18 protein-coding genes are annotated in these 16,850 nt (G+C 39.8%); 11 read left to right on the top strand and 7 right to left on the bottom strand.

What is annotated here, in order from left to right; genetic code table 11:
- Genes ACXYSN_RS03420 through ACXYSN_RS03410 form a run of 3 tightly spaced genes read right to left on the bottom strand, consistent with a single transcriptional unit; the run spans position 1 to position 1,736 of the window.
- On the bottom strand, positions 1–255 hold the full coding sequence (locus ACXYSN_RS03420; protein ID WP_006150587.1) for a hypothetical protein: 255 nt from the start codon (positions 253–255) through the stop codon (positions 1–3).
- Complete coding sequence (locus ACXYSN_RS03415; RefSeq protein ID WP_458636159.1) at positions 248–805, bottom strand: tRNA (mnm(5)s(2)U34)-methyltransferase; 558 nt, start codon at positions 803–805, stop codon at positions 248–250. The genes ACXYSN_RS03420 and ACXYSN_RS03415 overlap by 8 nt, the downstream gene beginning before the upstream one ends.
- Positions 789–1,736: a TIGR01212 family radical SAM protein gene (locus ACXYSN_RS03410; RefSeq protein WP_006150582.1), complete on the bottom strand. Its 948-nt coding sequence runs from the start codon at positions 1,734–1,736 to the stop codon at positions 789–791. Before ACXYSN_RS03410 ends, ACXYSN_RS03415 begins: the two co-directional genes overlap by 17 nt.
- A 191-nt stretch (positions 1,737–1,927) precedes the next feature.
- On the opposite strand from ACXYSN_RS03410, the gene ACXYSN_RS03405 reads away from it, so the two are divergent.
- The 5 genes from ACXYSN_RS03405 to ACXYSN_RS03385 all read left to right on the top strand — a co-directional run bounded on the left by ACXYSN_RS03405 (position 1,928) and on the right by ACXYSN_RS03385 (position 7,715).
- On the top strand, positions 1,928–4,114 hold the full coding sequence (locus ACXYSN_RS03405) for a PTS transporter subunit IIBC (protein ID WP_458636158.1): 2,187 nt from the start codon (positions 1,928–1,930) through the stop codon (positions 4,112–4,114).
- A gap of 52 nt (positions 4,115–4,166) precedes the next feature.
- Positions 4,167–4,985: an endonuclease/exonuclease/phosphatase family protein gene (locus tag ACXYSN_RS03400; protein ID WP_458636157.1), complete on the top strand. Its 819-nt coding sequence runs from the start codon at positions 4,167–4,169 to the stop codon at positions 4,983–4,985.
- Positions 4,986–5,133: 148 nt separating this feature from the next.
- Positions 5,134–5,859 carry a CppA N-terminal domain-containing protein gene (locus ACXYSN_RS03395; protein ID WP_458636156.1) on the top strand — a complete coding sequence of 242 codons (726 nt, stop codon included), beginning with the start codon at positions 5,134–5,136 and terminating at the stop codon, positions 5,857–5,859.
- The gene (locus ACXYSN_RS03390) at positions 5,856–6,788 is read left to right on the top strand and encodes a serine hydrolase domain-containing protein (protein WP_458636155.1); all 933 of its coding nucleotides are present in this window, start codon (positions 5,856–5,858) and stop codon (positions 6,786–6,788) included. Before ACXYSN_RS03395 ends, ACXYSN_RS03390 begins: the two co-directional genes overlap by 4 nt.
- Before the next feature lie 9 nt (positions 6,789–6,797).
- Entirely contained in the window at positions 6,798–7,715 is a 918-nt protein-coding gene (locus ACXYSN_RS03385) for a DMT family transporter (protein WP_458636154.1), read from the top strand.
- Between the two features lie 51 nt (positions 7,716–7,766).
- Here the strand turns inward: ACXYSN_RS03385 and ACXYSN_RS03380 are convergent, their stop codons facing one another.
- Together ACXYSN_RS03380 and rsmG are read right to left on the bottom strand one after the other, a co-directional pair.
- Positions 7,767–9,050, bottom strand: coding sequence for a uracil-xanthine permease family protein (locus ACXYSN_RS03380; protein WP_458636153.1), 1,284 nt, complete (start codon positions 9,048–9,050; stop codon positions 7,767–7,769).
- Positions 9,051–9,359: 309 nt separating this feature from the next.
- Positions 9,360–10,073 (bottom strand): 16S rRNA (guanine(527)-N(7))-methyltransferase RsmG, encoded by a 714-nt coding sequence (gene rsmG, locus ACXYSN_RS03375; RefSeq protein ID WP_458625129.1) that lies wholly within the window; start codon positions 10,071–10,073, stop codon positions 9,360–9,362.
- Between the two features lie 94 nt (positions 10,074–10,167).
- On the opposite strand from rsmG, the gene ACXYSN_RS03370 reads away from it, so the two are divergent.
- Together ACXYSN_RS03370 and htpX are read left to right on the top strand one after the other, a co-directional pair.
- Entirely contained in the window at positions 10,168–10,728 is a 561-nt protein-coding gene (locus tag ACXYSN_RS03370; RefSeq protein WP_458636408.1) for a LemA family protein, read from the top strand.
- Position 10,729: 1 nt separating this feature from the next.
- A complete protein-coding gene (htpX, locus tag ACXYSN_RS03365) occupies positions 10,730–11,629 on the top strand; it encodes a zinc metalloprotease HtpX (RefSeq protein WP_458636152.1) in 900 nt (299 codons plus the stop codon).
- Positions 11,630–11,674: 45 nt separating this feature from the next.
- Here the strand turns inward: htpX and ACXYSN_RS03360 are convergent, their stop codons facing one another.
- Together ACXYSN_RS03360 and ACXYSN_RS03355 are read right to left on the bottom strand one after the other, a co-directional pair.
- Positions 11,675–13,234 carry an ATP-binding cassette domain-containing protein gene (locus ACXYSN_RS03360; protein ID WP_458636151.1) on the bottom strand — a complete coding sequence of 520 codons (1,560 nt, stop codon included), beginning with the start codon at positions 13,232–13,234 and terminating at the stop codon, positions 11,675–11,677.
- A 244-nt stretch (positions 13,235–13,478) separates the two neighbouring features.
- Positions 13,479–13,808, bottom strand: coding sequence for a helicase BlpT (locus tag ACXYSN_RS03355; RefSeq protein WP_458636150.1), 330 nt, complete (start codon positions 13,806–13,808; stop codon positions 13,479–13,481).
- A gap of 169 nt (positions 13,809–13,977) precedes the next feature.
- Between ACXYSN_RS03355 and ACXYSN_RS03350 the strand changes: the two genes are divergently transcribed.
- From ACXYSN_RS03350 to ACXYSN_RS03335, 4 genes are all read left to right on the top strand, one after another.
- Positions 13,978–14,520, top strand: coding sequence for a YceD family protein (locus tag ACXYSN_RS03350; protein WP_458636149.1), 543 nt, complete (start codon positions 13,978–13,980; stop codon positions 14,518–14,520).
- Complete coding sequence (gene nth / locus ACXYSN_RS03345; RefSeq protein WP_458636148.1) at positions 14,521–15,150, top strand: endonuclease III; 630 nt, start codon at positions 14,521–14,523, stop codon at positions 15,148–15,150.
- Positions 15,151–15,359: 209 nt separating this feature from the next.
- A complete protein-coding gene (pyrR, locus tag ACXYSN_RS03340; protein WP_000850019.1) occupies positions 15,360–15,881 on the top strand; it encodes a bifunctional pyr operon transcriptional regulator/uracil phosphoribosyltransferase PyrR in 522 nt (173 codons plus the stop codon).
- A 17-nt stretch (positions 15,882–15,898) separates the two neighbouring features.
- Positions 15,899–16,822 (top strand): aspartate carbamoyltransferase catalytic subunit, encoded by a 924-nt coding sequence (locus ACXYSN_RS03335; protein WP_458636147.1) that lies wholly within the window; start codon positions 15,899–15,901, stop codon positions 16,820–16,822.
- Positions 16,823–16,850 lie beyond the last annotated feature (28 nt).

Below are 16,850 nucleotides of genomic sequence, written 5' to 3'. Positions count from 1 at the left end.
TTATTTTTGTTTTCGACAAGCTTCAAAAAGTTCCTTTTGTTCTTGGATTTTTTGATCAATCTTCGAGCAGTCTTTGTGCTCGATTTTCTTCTGACAACGCTCCATTTCAAGTGTTATCATTTTTTTCTTGATTTTCAGCATCTTTTTGCTCATATGAGCTTCATCTAACATACCAACTGCCCGTTCATGTTGGGTTGATTCAACGAATTTGTGGCGAAGCCCTTCTATTTTATCTCGTAGGTATTGTTTATCCATGGCGATACCTTTCTAATTTTTCAATCATAACTAAAAATGGTGGATTGTTGATTTGGTTGAGGGTACGATAGATCGTAGCGGTATATTCTTGTTGTGGCAACTGACTGACAAAATCTAAGACAGCATCTCGCTCTATATCTCCCCCTTCATGCCCGTAGTATATCATGATGGCTATCCGTCCGCCCTTAACGAGCACCTGACAGAGTTTTTCTAGTGCCTCAAGGGTTGTCTGAGGTTGAGTGATAATGCTTTTATCAGCAGAAGGCAGATAACCTAGATTGAAGATAGCCGCCTTGACTTCTGTCACATATTGATCCACAGTTTCGTGGCCCTGCAGGATTAAGTCTACATTGGTCAAACCTGCTTCTTGGATACGTTGACTTGTTTTTTCCAGAGCTTGTTCTTGGATGTCAAAAGCATAGACTTGTTTAGCCAATTTGGCAAGAAAAAGTGTATCGTAGCCATTTCCCATGGTCGCATCCACAACAATATCCTCTGGGGTAATGACTTGGGCAAGAAAATCATGCGCCATTTCAAGTGGTCTTTTCATTCATAAACTCCTGTTTTACAGCCTTGCAACCTTGTACACTTCCTCGACGTCTCATTTCGGCTTCAATGCTATTTAGAACTTCCCATTTATTGAGACTCCACATAGGACCAATCAACATATCTCTAGGCGCATCTCCTGTTATTCGATGGATAACGATATGCTTGGGAATAATTTCTAGCTGGTCACAGATGACCTTGACATATGCATCTTGACTCATCAGTTGCAAGCGCCCTTCATGATAATCCCGTTGCATTCGAGTGTTGGTCATGAGGTGAAGTAGGTGAAGCTTAATCCCTTGAATATCATTATCTGTCACACAACGGCGAACATTTTCAACCATCATCTCATGGGTTTCACCTGGCAAACCATTAATCAAGTGAGCAACAATCTCAATCTTAGGATATTTTCTTAAGCGTTTGACAGTCTCCACGTAGAGTTCATAGGAGTGGGCACGGTTAATCAATTCAGAAGTTTCTTCATAAGTAGTTTGTAAGCCTAACTCTACAGTAACATGCATTCGCTCTGATAGCTCTGCTAAGTATTCAATCGTTTCATCAGGAAGACAGTCAGGTCGAGTACCGATATTGATACCGACAACCCCCGGTTCATTGATGGCTTGCTCATAACGCTCGCGAATCACTTCCAACTTTTCATGTGTATTGGTGAAATTTTGGAAATAAACCAAATACTTTTTGACATCAGGCCATTTACGATGCATAAAGTCAATCTCTTTATAGAATTGCTCGCGAATCGGAGCATCAGGAGCAACGATTGCATCTCCAGAACCAGAAACCGTACAAAAAGTACATCCTCCATGGGCTACGGTACCATCACGGTTGGGACAGTCAAAACCTGCATCGATAGGAACTTTAAATGTCTTTTCTCCAAATAAATTTCGATAATAATCATTCAAGGTATTATAAGATTTCATAGCTCATATTATATCAAAAATCACCAGCAAACTCAAAATCAGCAAATAAGTGAGAGATATTGAAATGATTGGACAGAAAAAATTTTTAAAAAAAGCCTTTACAAAAAAATAAAAAGTGGTATAATTAAGTCACAAACAAGTGCAAACGTTTTCGTAAAACGTTTGCCTAAAAAATATAAAAGGAGATTTGAATGATGAAAGATACATTCAAAAATGTCTTGTCTTTCGAATTTTGGCAAAAATTCGGTAAGGCTTTAATGGTGGTTATCGCTGTTATGCCAGCGGCTGGATTGATGATTTCAATCGGTAAGTCACTTGCATTGATTGACCCAAACCTTGCTCCCCTAGTTATTACTGGTGGTGTCCTAGAGCAAATTGGTTGGGGAGTTATCGGTAACCTTCACATTTTATTCGCCTTAGCTATCGGAGGAAGCTGGGCTAAAGAACGTGCTGGCGGTGCTTTTGCCGCTGGGCTTGCTTTTATTCTTATCAACCGCATCACTGGTACAATCTTTAGTGTAAGTAGTGATATGTTGAAAGATCCTAACGCTATGGTTTCAACAATCTTTGGTAACTCTATCAAAGTTTCTGATTACTTTATCAGTGTGTTTGAAGCTCCAGCCCTTAACATGGGTGTGTTTGTAGGGATTATTTCTGGTTTTGTAGGGGCAACTGCCTTTAACAAATACTACAACTTCCGTAAATTGCCTGATGCACTTTCATTCTTTAACGGAAAACGTTTTGTACCGTTTGTTGTTATCCTTCGTTCAGCGATTGCAGCGATTGTTCTTTCAGTTGCTTGGCCAGTTGTACAAACAGGTATCAACAACTTTGGTATTTGGATTGCTAACTCACAAGAAACAGCTCCAGTTCTAGCACCGTTCTTGTATGGTACTTTGGAACGTTTGCTCTTGCCATTTGGACTTCACCACATGTTGACTATCCCAATGAACTACACAGCTCTTGGTGGTACTTATGATGTCTTAACTGGTGCAGCAAAAGGAACTCAAGTATTTGGTCAAGATCCACTTTGGCTTGCATGGGTAACAGACCTTGTCAACCTTAAAGGAACAGATCCAGACCAATACCAACACTTACTTACAACTGTAACTCCAGCTCGTTTCAAAGTTGGACAAATGATTGGTTCATTCGGTATTTTGATGGGTGTGGCTGCTGCTATTTACCGTAATGTTGAAGCAGACAAGAAACACCAATACAAAGGTATGATGATTGCGACAGCTCTTGCAACTTTCTTGACTGGTGTTACTGAGCCAATTGAATATATGTTCATGTTCGTTGCAACACCTCTTTACCTTGTCTACGCTGTTGTTCAAGGTGCTGCCTTTGCTATGGCTGATATTGTTCACCTTCGTGTGCACTCATTCGGTTCAATTGAATTCTTGACTCGTACACCATTAGCTATCAATGCTGGTCTAGGTATGGATATCATTAACTTTATTTGGGTAACAGTACTTTTTGCAGTTATTATGTATGTTATCGCTAACTTCATGATCAAGAAATTCAACTACGCAACTCCAGGACGTAACGGAAACTACGAAACTGCTGAAGGTTCATCAGAATCTGCTGCTTCTGGTGAGTCAAAAGTTGCAGAAGCTTCTCAAGCTGTTAACATCATTAACCTTCTTGGTGGACGTGCCAACATTGTCGATGTAGACGCATGTATGACTCGTCTCCGTGTTACTGTTAAAGAAGCTGATAAAGTCGGAACTGAAGAACAATGGAAAGCTGAAGGAGCTATGGGACTTGTCATGAAAGGACAAGGTGTCCAAGCTATCTACGGACCTAAAGCTGACGTTTTGAAATCAGATATCCAAGATATCCTTGACTCAGGTGAAGTGATTCCTGAAACTCTTCCAAGTCAAATGGCATCTTCTCAAAAAGACGCTGTTGTATACAAAGGTGTGACTGAGGAAGTTTACTCAGTTGCTGACGGTCAAGTTATTGAATTGGAACAAGTGAAGGATCCTGTATTCGCACAAAAAATGATGGGTGATGGATTTGCAGTAGAACCAGCTAACGGAAACATTGTATCTCCAGTATCAGGTACTGTATCAAGCATCTTCCCAACTAAACATGCTCTTGGTCTTGTGACTGAAGCAGGCCTCGAAGTACTTGTTCACATTGGTTTAGACACAGTAAGTCTTGAAGGAAAACCATTTACAGTTCGTGTTGCTGAAGGACAACAAGTTGCTGCTGGTGATCTTCTTGTCACAGCTGACTTAGGTGCTATTCAAGCAGCAGGTCGTGAAACTACAACTGTAGTTGTCTTTACAAATGGAGACGCGATCAAGTCAGTTAAATTAGAACAAACAGGTTCTCTTGCAGCTAACACAGCAGTTGCAAAAGTAGAATTGTAATCGTTTAGGGGTTGGAAGTTTTTTCCAACCTCTTGTTTATAGGAGAAAAAGTATGAAATTTTTAACCCTTAATACTCATAGTTGGATGGAAAAAAATCCTGAAGAAAAATTTCAGCTCTTATTAAAAGACATCCTTGAAAACAATTATGATGTGATTTGTTTTCAGGAAATTAACCAAGAAATCACCTCAGAGCAAGTAGAGGCTGGTCCACTTTATCAGCCATTACCATCTGCTGAGCCAATTCATCAAAACCACTATGTTCGTCTCTTGGTAGAGAAATTAGCTGAAAAAGGACTCAAATACTATTGGACATGGGCTTATAACCATATCGGTTATGACCGCTATCATGAAGGTGTTGCAATCTTATCTAAAACACCGATTGAAGCGCGTGAGATTTTAGTTTCAGATGTGGATGACCCGACAGATTACCACACACGACGAGTTGCTTTAGCAGAAACAGTAGTTGAAGGTAAAGAACTTGCTGTTGCGAGTGTGCATCTCTCTTGGTGGGATAAAGGCTTCCAAGAGGAATGGGCGCGTTTTGAAGCAGTTTTGAAAGAATTAAATAAGCCTCTCTTACTAGCAGGTGATTTCAATAATCCTGCAGGCCAAGAGGGTTACCAAGCAATTCTAGCTAGTCCACTAGACTTACAAGATGCATTTGAAGTTGCAAAAGAAAGAAGTGGTAGTTATACTGTTCCGCCTGAAATTGATGGTTGGAAAGGAAATACTGAACCTCTACGAATTGATTATGTCTTTACAAGTAAAGATATTCAGGTAGAGCGTCTGCAAGTAGTTTTCGATGGCAAACAAAGTCCTCAAGTTAGCGATCACTATGGTCTTCAGGCAGAACTCTCATGGAAAAACTAAACCAGGATTTTTAGTAAAAATAAATAAGTTCCCCTTCTACTGACAGAAGGGGTTGATTTATTTAAAGAGTTAATATAGTTAAAGTTTTTTATTGAATAACTTGTAAAATATCATAAAATCCTTTAAAATAAAAATGTTGGAGGAATTTATGATTGTAAATCAAATTATGCGTATGATCCCGACGCTAAAGGTAAATAATAGAAATTTAAATGAATCATTTTATATTGAGACTTTGGGTATAAAACCCTTACTTGAAGAGTCAGCCTTCTTATCATTAGGAGACAAATCAGGCATTGAAAAGTTAGTTTTAGAAGAATCACCAAGTATGAGAAGCCGTAAGGTTGAAGGGGTAAAAAAATTAGCTAGATTGATTGTAAAAGTAGAAAATTCATCTGAGATTGAAGCGCTACTAGCTAGAATGGAAAAGCTTCCTCAACTCTATAAAGGAAACAAGGGATATGCTTTTGAGGTTCTTTCTCCAGAAGGCGATTGTGTCCTTGTTCATGCGGAAGATGATATTAGAGATTTGGAAAAGGTTGAAGAAGAAGTCACTTTTTCAAAAGACGAGAACGTGCAATATTTGACGGCGTTTGAAATCTCAGTGGAAGTTAACTTGCCAGAAGATACAAGCAGCTTACTTGAAAAAGAAGAAATCGAAAATCGAATCGCTTTTAGAGAAGCTCAAGGCGGTGATTTACTTGTTGAAAATAATGTAACTTGGGACTTGTCCATGTTGAAATTCCAAGTGAAAGAACTTGACCTAGCAAGTCTTCGCCAACGTTTTGAAGCTACAGGTTACTTTATTCCTAAATCTGAGAAGTTCTTCCTAACTAAGGATACCAACAATGTCGAATTGTGGTTTGAAGCAGTATGAAACAAAAAATCATTCAAAAAATAGAGCAACAAATTGAGGCAGGGATTTATCCTGGTGCCTCTTTTGCGTATTATCAGGATGGCGTTTGGTCAGACTGGTATCTAGGAAAAGCAAATCCTGAAATTGGTGAGAAGACGAGTGAAGGGTTGGTCTATGATTTAGCAAGTGTGAGCAAGGTCGTTGGAGTTGGGACGGTTTTAACTTTCTTCTGGAAGGAAGGAAAAATCGAGTTGGACCAGTCCATAACAGCTTATCTACCAGAGGCGGATTATCCAGATATCACCATTCGACAGTTACTGACGCATGCAACGGATTTAGATCCTTTTATTCCTAATAGGGATCAACTCTCAGCAGACCAACTTAAAGATGCCATGTTTCATCTTAATCGCCGAGAGAAACGAGCTTTTCTGTACTCGGATGTGCACTTTCTCTTGCTTGGTTTTCTCTTAGAATCCTATTTTGAAAGGGACTTGGACAAGATTTTGCAAGAGCAAGTTTTGAATCCTTGGGGAATGAAGGAAACTCGGTTTGGTCCAGTTAGCAGTGCTGTTCCAACGGTTCGTGGACAGAAAGCAGGAGTGGTACATGATCCCAAGGCGCGTTTACTAGGTAGACACGCTGGGAGTGCAGGTTTATTTTCAACTGTTCATGATTTAAAAATCTTCCTAGAGCATTATTTACAGGATTCCTTTGCTGAAGACTTAAGTCAAAATTATTCAGACTTGGATGACAAGGAACGTTCATTGGCTTGGAATGTAGAAGGTGATTGGCTGGATCACACAGGTTATACTGGAACTTTTATCATGTGGAATCGACAGAAACAAGAGGCGGCAATCTTTTTATCTAACCGAACCTATGAGAAAGATGAGCGTGCTCAGTGGATATTGGATCGTAATCAGGTCATGGACTTGATTCGTGAAGCAGACTAGGGAGGGCTCATGTCTAAAGCGTTAAAAGGAACTCTTTTTACAGTGATTGCAGGTATCGCATGGGGTCTATCAGGGACTAGCGGTCAATACTTGATGGCTCATGGAATTTCTGCTCTTGTTTTAACCAATATCCGTTTGATTATTGCAGGACTCCTTTTGGTTCTTTTGTCCTATATCAAGTCTAAGGAGCAATTCATATCTTTTCTAAAAGATAAATCAAGTCTGTTTTCTCTCTTGTTATTTTCTTTGTTTGGGCTCTTTTTAAATCAATTGGCCTATTTATCAGCTATTCAGGAGACAAATGCTGGAACAGCGACGGTCTTACAGTATGTCTGTCCAGTTGGAATCTTAGCTTATACTTGTATAAAAGATAGGGTAGCGCCTACTATAGCTGAAATTATTTCAATGATTTTGGCCATAGGTGGGACCTTTCTCATTGCAACCCATGGGCAGTTGGATCAGCTTTCTATGACACCAGCAGGACTCTTCTGGGGCTTGTTCTCAGCTCTGACCTATGCTCTTTATATCATTTTACCCATTAATTTGATTCAAAAGTGGGGGAGTATTTTGGTCATCGGTGTGGGAATGATGATCTCAGGTTTTCTAGCAGTGCCTTTTACAGGGATTATCGGGGCTGGTATTCCCTTATCTTTTGATATCTTTCTAGCTTTTGCAGGAATCATTCTGATAGGAACGGTCTTTGCCTATACTGCCTTTCTTAAAGGTGCCAGTATGATTGGACCAGTCAAGTCTAGCCTTCTAGCTTCGATTGAGCCTATCTCTGCAGTATTCTTTGCCTTTATGATTATGGGAGATATTTTTTATCCAGTAGATTTTCTTGGTATGGCAATGATTTTACTGGCTGTGACTATTATTTCTTTGAAGGATTTAATGTTAGAAAAGAAACAGACTCCAAAAAGGTCATAAAAAATCCACTCTTTATTTGAGTGGATTTTTTATATTTAGATATTTAAATATTTAATTTTTGTTTTCGTATGGCAAGATCAAGTTCAAGATGATACCTGTCATAGCTGAGAGAGCAGTACCAGAAAGTGTAACAGGTCCAAGTTTAAGGATTGCTCCACCAAGTCCAAGTACCAACATCGCACTTGCGATGATTAGGTTACGCATTTGACCAAAATCAACACGTTCCTTGATCAAGACTTTCAAACCGTTGCTTGCGATAACCCCGTATAGAAGGATTGACATACCACCAAGTACAGCGTTTGGAATTGTAGAAATCAAGGCAGTAAATTTACCAAGGAAGCTAAGGGTGATAGCGATAAAAGCAGCGTTACGGATAACAGAGACAGAAGCGATGCGAGTCATACCAATAACCCCTGTATTTTCACCGTAAGTTGTATTTGCTGGTCCACCAAGGAAGGCAGAAACAGAAGTTGCGATACCATCACCGAGAAGGGTGCGGTGAAGACCTGGATCTTTCAAGAATTGGCGTCCACAGATTTGACTTAGAACGGTGTGGTCACCGATATGTTCAGAAATGGTTACGATAGCGATTGGTAAGATGGCGATTGTTTCAGGACCAAAGTAAAGGTTGTATTGTTTGAAGGCACCACCTGTATTGAATGGTAGGTAGAAGCCAGGAATTTCAATCCAGTTAGCTTGAAGAACAGGAGTGAAGTCAACCAAGCCGAGCACTAGCGCAAAGAGATATCCTCCAATAATGGCAAAGAGGAAAGGAATAATACGAAGGAATCCCTTTCCTTTTGTATTGATAAAAGCAGCAATCAAGAAAGTAACAACGGCTACAAGAGCATTTTTCCAGTTGCCGTCAGCGACAAGGCCAGCGTTGGTTACGGCAGAACCAGCAAGCCCAAGACCGATAACGATAATCATAGGACCAATAATGATTGGAGGCAAGAGTTTATCAATCCATTTTGTACCTGCGAAGCGAACACTTGCAGCAACAAGGACATAAACAAAACCAGTTAGGATAACCCCTGTCTGAGCAGCAGATACATCACCCCCCATTTCTTTCATGGCAAGTGACATGGCTGTAATAAAGGCGAAAGAAGAACCAAGATAAACAGGAACTCTAAAACCTGTTGCAATCATATAGATGAGGGTACCAACCCCTGAAGCAAAGAGGGCAACGGATACAGGCATTCCCAAAATAAGTGGGACCAAAATTGTTGCACCAAACATAGCAAAAACGTGCTGGAAGCTAAGAAGAATTCCCTTACCAGCAGAAGGACGTTGATCGACGTCTAATAACAAATCAACAGTTGATTCTTGTTTCATAAATACCTCACTTTTGGGCATCAAAAAAGAGCCCATTATTTTACAGCAATAGGCTCTCAGAGTAAGACTTCATTAAAAAATAATTGATCACATTTTAATGAATGTTATGTATATCTGCGTCTTCGTCACCTCACGGGATGACATTAAAAACCTTTGCTTGTGATAGTATAGCAGAAAAAAATGATTTTGTAAATCATTTTTTCCCGAGCCCAGAAATAAGAAAGCGAGGTATGATTTTGTAAACGAATTTTTCCTGAGCCTAGAAATAAGAAAGCGAGGTTGATTTTGGCAGATGTCCGATTAATCATTCTAAAGTGGGCGTTTATTTGGCAAACCTGCTTTTCTTGGGTATTTATTTGGAGTTTCTTTTTTCTTTTCTACTATTGTTATGTAACGAGGGTCTCCATTGGGAAGAGTATAGCTGATGTTGTCCTCAACTTTGCTAAAGAGAAGGTTAAGAGCATTTTTTGCCTCTGTCAATTCCTCGGGTGCATTGCTTGCCTTGAGTGCGAGTAATTTGCCACCAACTTTTAGAAAAGGAATGGTTAATTCAGATAAGACTTGCATACGAGCAACTGCTCGAGCTGTGACGATATCAAACTGGGCACGAAAATTCTTGTCTTGACCGAAATCTTCTGCACGTCCATGGTAGAAGTGAACATTTTCTAACCCTAATTCTTGGGCTAAGAGATTAAGGAAGTTGATTCGCTTGTTTAGAGAGTCAATAATGGTCACATCTAGCTGAGGGTAGAGAATCTTCATAGGAAGACTTGGGAATCCTGCACCAGCGCCAATATCAAGTAACTTAATTTCTTGGTTTTCTATCAACCCTTGTAGGATAGGAGCGATGGAATCATAAAAGTGTTTAAGATAAACTTCTTCCTTTTCAGTAATTGCAGTCAGGTTGATTTTTTGGTTCCACTCGACTAAGAGTTCAAAATAGTGCTCAAATTGTGCTTTTTGCTGGTCAGTAAGATTAATATTCTGTTCAGCAAGTAGTGTGTAAAAAGTTTCTGGTTTCATAGTTATATCCTTCTTGTATATCATCTTATTTTACCACAAAAACATGGAAATTTGATATACTTGTACTAATCAAAAGGCAGAAAGGAGCTTTATGATGAATTGGATTTTTTATGGACTTCTTGCTCTAATTATTTTCTTGGTAATTGACTGCTATAATAAATTGGTGAAAAATCGTATGCAGACCAAGGAAGCTTGGAGTCAGATTGATGTTCAGTTGAAGCGTCGAAATGATCTCTTACCAAACTTAATTGAAACAGTAAAAGGTTATGCTAAATACGAAAGTTCCACTCTAGAAAAGGTGACTGAACTCCGTAGACAAGTAGCTGCAGCAACTACACCTGCAGAAGCCATGAAAGCTAGTGATGCACTGACTCGTCAGGTATCTGGTATTTTTGCGGTTGCAGAGAATTATCCTGACTTGAAGGCTAGTAGCAATTTTGCTCACTTACAAGAAGAACTGACTAACACAGAAAATAAAATTTCTTATTCACGTCAGCTCTATAATAGTGTCGTTAGCAACTACAATGTTAAATTAGAAACTTTCCCAAGTAATCTGGTTGCAGCTATATTTAGCTTCAAGGCAGCGGATTTCCTTCAAACTCCAGAAGAAGAAAAGGCTGTGCCTAGAGTTGATTTTAATGGTTTAGGTGACTAAGATGCTGTACAAACAAATCGCTAGTAATAAACGTAAAACTTGGATTCTTTTAATTGTCTTCTTTCTTTTGCTAGCCATAGTTGGTTATGCGGTTGGTTTTCTGTTCATGAACTCAGGTATCTGGGGAGTGACCATAGCTATGATTATCGGTTTCATCTATGCCTTGACCATGATTTTTCAATCTACAGAGATTGTCATGAGTATGAATGGTGCGCGTGAGGTTGATAGAAACGAAGAACCTGTTCTCTATCATGTTGTCGAGGATATGGCAATGGTGGCGCAGATTCCTATGCCACGAGTTTATGTAATTGATGACCCGGGTTTGAATGCCTTCGCCACCGGTTCGAATCCTCAAAATGCTGCTGTTGCTGCTACGTCAGGCCTTCTAGAGATTATGAATCGTGAGGAGTTAGAGGCAGTAATCGGGCATGAAGTTAGTCACATTCGCAACTTAGATATTCGAATCTCTACCATTGCTGTTGCTCTTGCTAGTGCCATCACTCTTTTATCGAGTATGGCTGGTCGTATGATGTGGTGGGGTGGAGCTAGTCGTAGTCGTAGAAGTAATGACCGTGATGGTGGAGGAATTGAAGTGATTATGTTAGTTGTTTCTCTCCTAGCCATCGTTCTAGCACCTCTTGCAGCAACTTTGGTGCAGTTAGCTATCTCTCGCCAACGAGAATTTTTAGCGGATGCTTCAAGTGTGGAATTAACACGCAATCCTCAGGGGATGATCAATGCCCTCCTTAAACTAGACAATAGTCAACCCATGAGTCATCATGTAGATGATGCTAGTAGTGCCCTTTATATCAATGATCCTCAAAAACCAGGTTTCTTAAAAAAATTATTTTATACGCACCCACCTATTTCAGAACGAATTGAGCGTTTGAAACATATGTAAAAAACATCCAGAGGTTTTTCTCTGGATGTTTGCTATTTTCTACAGTTATAAATCTTGTAAATCAACGACTTCCAACCCATTTTCGCTTAAATGATAGATACTCCTACAGACTTCTTTTAAGAAACGTCGATCATGCGAAACAGTGACAAGACCACCAGGATAATTGGCAAAAAGTTTTCTGATTTCTGGTTGAGAAGTTGGAGAAAAGTTTCGTGTGGGTTCATCCAGAAGGAGAAAGTTTGGTTTTCGCAGAACTAAATTCAAAAGAAGGAGTTTACCTTGTTGACCTCCAGATAAGGAGTGGATTTGGTGGTGCATCTCTGGATAGCTGAAATTAAGACTAGCTAAGTGAGATTGGATTTTCTGTAGTTCCTCTTTGTGTCCAGTTTGGCTGAGAAATTCTACTGGGGATAGATCCAATTGCAGTGTTTCTTGGTAATCTTGTGGCATAAAACCAAGCGAAATCTCTCTTTTGCCGCTTAGTAGTTGATGTAACTTTGCTAAAAGAGTGGATTTGCCAACGCCATTGGGACCGATAATGCCGATTTTATCTTGACCACGGACAGTTAATTGTAGCCCTTGAGACAGAATTCGTTGGCCAATGGATAAAGTCTCATTTTCTAGTCGAACTAAGACTTTTGAAGCCGCTAATGGCTCTATATCTGAAAAGAAAAGTTGGATTTGTTCCTCTTCAAGTGGCTTTTGGGTCATGGACTGATCTGCTTTTTCGTAGCGTTTTTCTTGTGAAAGAACATTTTTCATCTTTTTAGCCAATAGGCGACCAGCAGTACTGTCTTTGGTAGCTCGAAGTGCAGTTTCTACATTTTGCTTAACTCGGCGATGTTTTTCCATGGTTTTATCATAGGCTCTCTGGTCGTTAGCAGCTTGCTGACTTTGTCTGGCAAAATTAGCCTTTCTCTGCTCACTATAGCGATCATAGTCTAAATGCTCGACTAGCGTTTCCGCTTCTTTCCGATGCTTGACCAGTCGCAAGTGGACGATAGTATCAGCCGTTTGAGAAAGAAAGTCTTCATCATGGGAAATGAAAATAACTGTTTGCTTCATCTTCTGTATCTTCCTTTTTAGCCAATCAACCGTCTCAAGGTCTAGGTCATTTGAAGGTTCATCTAAAAATAGAACCTCAAAAGGTTTGGCTAACTCGTGGATGAGCTGAATTTTCAAAGCTTCGCCCCCTGATAGACTGCCAATTTCTTGGTCGCTAGCAAAACGGTCGCTATCAAAGTGCAATTCCTCCGCCAAACGATAAAGAATACTGTAGTCTAAATCAGCAGAATCGAAAAAGAAGTAGTCGTGTAGAGACTTTTTTTTCAGAATCTCAGGGAGTTTTTGAGGAATGTAGGCCAGTAATTGAAGGTCAGACTGGATGTCGCCCCTGATAGTAAAATCAGGTAATGCTTCTCCCATTAAAGCTCGTAGTAAAGTCGATTTACCATTTCCTTCTTCACCAATAATAGCAACCTTTTCTCCGTCTTGGATAGTCATGGTTAGGTCAGATACAAGATCTCGTAGATCTTTGTTTTGCGTGATAGTTAGATGATTGATTTTTATCATATTGTTGCCCTTTCTAGAATGTCGATAGTGCATAACAAAAAGCTCTACTTTATCTAGTAGAGCCAATCGTCTATGTCAAAAAATCCTCTTTTAAAAAGGCTGAAAATTCACAACAAAAAAGAGTACACAAAAAGAGACGAGAACAAGATCTACTAAATAAAGGTTCTTTATTTGATAGACTTAGTTGTTCATGTCTCCCTTACCTCCGAGTATTATTGCAATCATCATACTCTTTTTGAGAAAATTTGTCAAGATTAAGCTAGAAAATCCTCTATTTTTAAAACCCAAAAACAGGTCCGTAAAGTGTCAATGTATGTTTAACGTGATCGAAGTGGAACTTGTCATAGTTTCTCCAAGCAGTGCGGGCTTGATCAGTTAATTTCAGTGAACCAAGTCCAATCAAAAGACTGGTCCGTTGGTAAAAGCTTTCCAGTTCAATTAAGATAGAGTTGTCTAATTTCTCAGCTTTTTTGAGTGCTCTGAGAATTTCATCAATATTTTGCTGTAAGCGTAGGTCGTCAGGCAATCCTTGTTTGCAATTTTGGATAGCTTTATTCAAGTCGGAAACGAGTTGATAGGCTTCAGCTAAAAGAACTTTGTCTTCCATATGAGCGTCCTCCTTTGCTCATGTATTGACGCCTATAGTATAGCACAAAAAATAAAATTGTCATAATAAATATATCAAAAAAATAGAGAATGATTTTTTGAAAGTTTAGTTGCCTTGCTAGCGCTCTTTTCATGGTATAATCAAGTGAGTAAATCTTTATGGAGGAAGTATGAAATTAAATATTCAAGAAATTCGTAAGCAGCCTGAAGGCTTGCACTTTGAGCAAACTTTAGACTTGTCAGCTGACTTACGTGCTCGTAATCAAGAAATTATAGATGTAAAAGATATCCAAGCAGTAGGGAAGGTTCAGTACGAAGACCGTATGTTTTTCTTGGACTATCTCTTATCTTATACAATCGTTTTAGCTTCTAGCCGCAGTATGGAGCCGGTAGAATTGAAAGAGTCTTACCCAGTGACAGAAGTCTTTATGGAAGGTGCTACCAATCAATTGGACCAAGAAGTTCTAGATGATGACTTAGTATTACCGATTGAAAATGGTGAAATCGACCTTTCTGAGAGCGTATCTGATAATATCTTGCTAAATATTCCAATAAAGGTCTTAACAGCAGAAGAAGAGGCTGGTCAGGGATTTGTTTCTGGAAATGACTGGCAAATCATGTCCGAGGAAGAGTACCAAGCTCAACAAGCAGTTAAGAAAGAAGAAAATAGTCCTTTTGCAGGCTTGCAAGGGCTGTTTGACGGAGATGAGTAGATGGTTTTATCCAAAAAACGTGCCCGTCATGTCATAGAGGAAATCATTGCTCTTTTTCCAGATGCGAAACCAAGTCTAGATTTTCGTAATCATTTTGAGCTTTTGGTTGCCGTTATGCTATCTGCTCAGACGACAGATGCTGCAGTCAACAAGGCCACACCAGGTCTCTTTGCAGCGTTCCCTACGCCTCAAGCCATGGCAGATGCCAGTGAGAGTGAAATTGCAAAACATATTTCTCGTCTAGGTCTTTATCGAAACAAAGCAAAATTCCTCAAAAAATGTGCCCAACAACTTCTGGATGATTTTGGCGGTCAAGTTCCTCAGACCAGGGAAGAATTAGAAAGTTTGGCAGGAGTTGGGCGTAAAACAGCCAATGTAGTCATGAGTGTGGGTTTTGGAATTCCAGCTTTTGCGGTAGATACCCATGTGGAGCGCATTTGTAAACACCATGATATTGTTAAAAAATCAGCTACACCATTAGAAGTTGAAAAACGTGTGATGGAGGTCTTGCCACCAGAAAAGTGGTTGGCGGCGCATCAGGCCATGATTTACTTTGGTCGTGCTATCTGTCATCCCAAAAATCCAGAATGCGAACACTATCCACAGTTATACGATTTTAGTTCATTATAAGGCCAAGTATTGAATGTTTTTACTTGCTTTGCACTGGGCTTTGTGATATAGTAAGGACAATAAAATATTCCTTTAAACCTGTCCCGTGAGGCAGGCAAGGAGCTGGATTAAGTAGAAGGGTAAGTCTATACTGTTTACAGTAAGGCTCGCTTAGTTATACATTCTCAAGTCTCCTTGTGTAAGGAGACTTTTCTTTTTGGAGGTTTGTCATGAAGACAAAAGAAGTTGTAGACGAATTAACCGTCAAGCGAGCAATTACGCGTATCACTTATGAAATCATCGAACGCAACAAAGATTTGAATAAAATCATTTTAGCGGGTATCAAAACACGTGGTGTCTTTATTGCTCACCGTATCCAAGAACGTTTGGAACAATTGGAAAATATCTCTGTTCCTGTTGTAGAATTAGATACTAAACCTTTCCGTGACGATGTTAAAAGTGGTGAGGATACTTCATTGATTTCTGTCGATGTGACAGACCGCGAAGTCATTTTGGTGGATGATGTGCTCTATACAGGCCGTACAATTCGAGCTGCTATCGATAACATTGTCGGACATGGTCGCCCAGCGCGCGTGAGTCTTGCGGTGTTAGTTGACCGTGGACACAGAGAATTGCCAATTCGACCAGATTACGTTGGGAAAAATATTCCAACCAGTCGTTCTGAAGAAATCATCGTTGAGATGACAGAACTTGATGGCCAAGATAGAGTTTTGATTACTGAAGAAGCTTAATAGCTAAAGGAGTAGCCATGTCAGAAAATCAACAAGCACTCAACCATGTGGTGTCCATGGAAGATCTCACTGTGGATCAGGTTATGAAATTGATTAATCGAGGGATTGAGTTTAAGAATGGAGCTCAATTGCCTTACGAAGACCATCCCATTGTTTCCAATCTTTTCTTTGAAAATTCGACAAGAACGCATAAATCGTTCGAAGTTGCAGAGATTAAACTAGGATTGGAACGACTTGACTTTGATGTAAAGACAAGTTCAGTCAACAAGGGTGAGACACTCTATGATACCATCCTGACTTTGTCAGCGCTTGGTGTAGATGTCTGCGTTATTCGTCACCCTGAAGTTGATTACTACAGAGAATTGATTGCGAGTCCGACGATCACGACTTCGATTATCAACGGTGGCGACGGTTCAGGGCAACATCCTAGTCAGAGTCTGCTTGATTTAATGACAATTTACGAAGAATTCGGACATTTTGAAGGACTCAAGGTCGCGATTGCTGGAGACTTGGATCATTCACGTGTTGCCAAATCCAATATGCAGATTTTGAAACGTTTGGGAGCTGAACTTTACTTTGCAGGACCTGAGGAATGGAGAAGCCAAGAATTTGCTGACTATGGCCAGTTTGTTACCATTGATGAGATTGTTGACCAGGTGGATGTTCTGATGTTGCTTCGAGTCCAACATGAACGCCACGAGAGTGGAGCCGTCTTTTCAAAAGAAGGCTATCATGCTCAACATGGCTTGAACCAAGAACGCTACAATCGCTTAAAAGAAGAAGCAATCATTATGCATCCTGCTCCAGTAAATCGGGATGTAGAAATTGCTGACCACTTGGTTGAAGCTCCAAAATCACGTATTGTCCAACAAATGACCAATGGAGTCTTTGTTCGAATGGCAATCTTAGAATCCGTATTGGCAAGCAGAAAAGCCAAATAAGACACAAAACGTTAAAAGACGCCAGTGA

The organism is Streptococcus sp. V869 (genome assembly GCF_054353515.1).
Note: the sequence above shows the minus strand (reverse complement) of the source record. Positions and strands in the feature narration are given on the sequence as shown.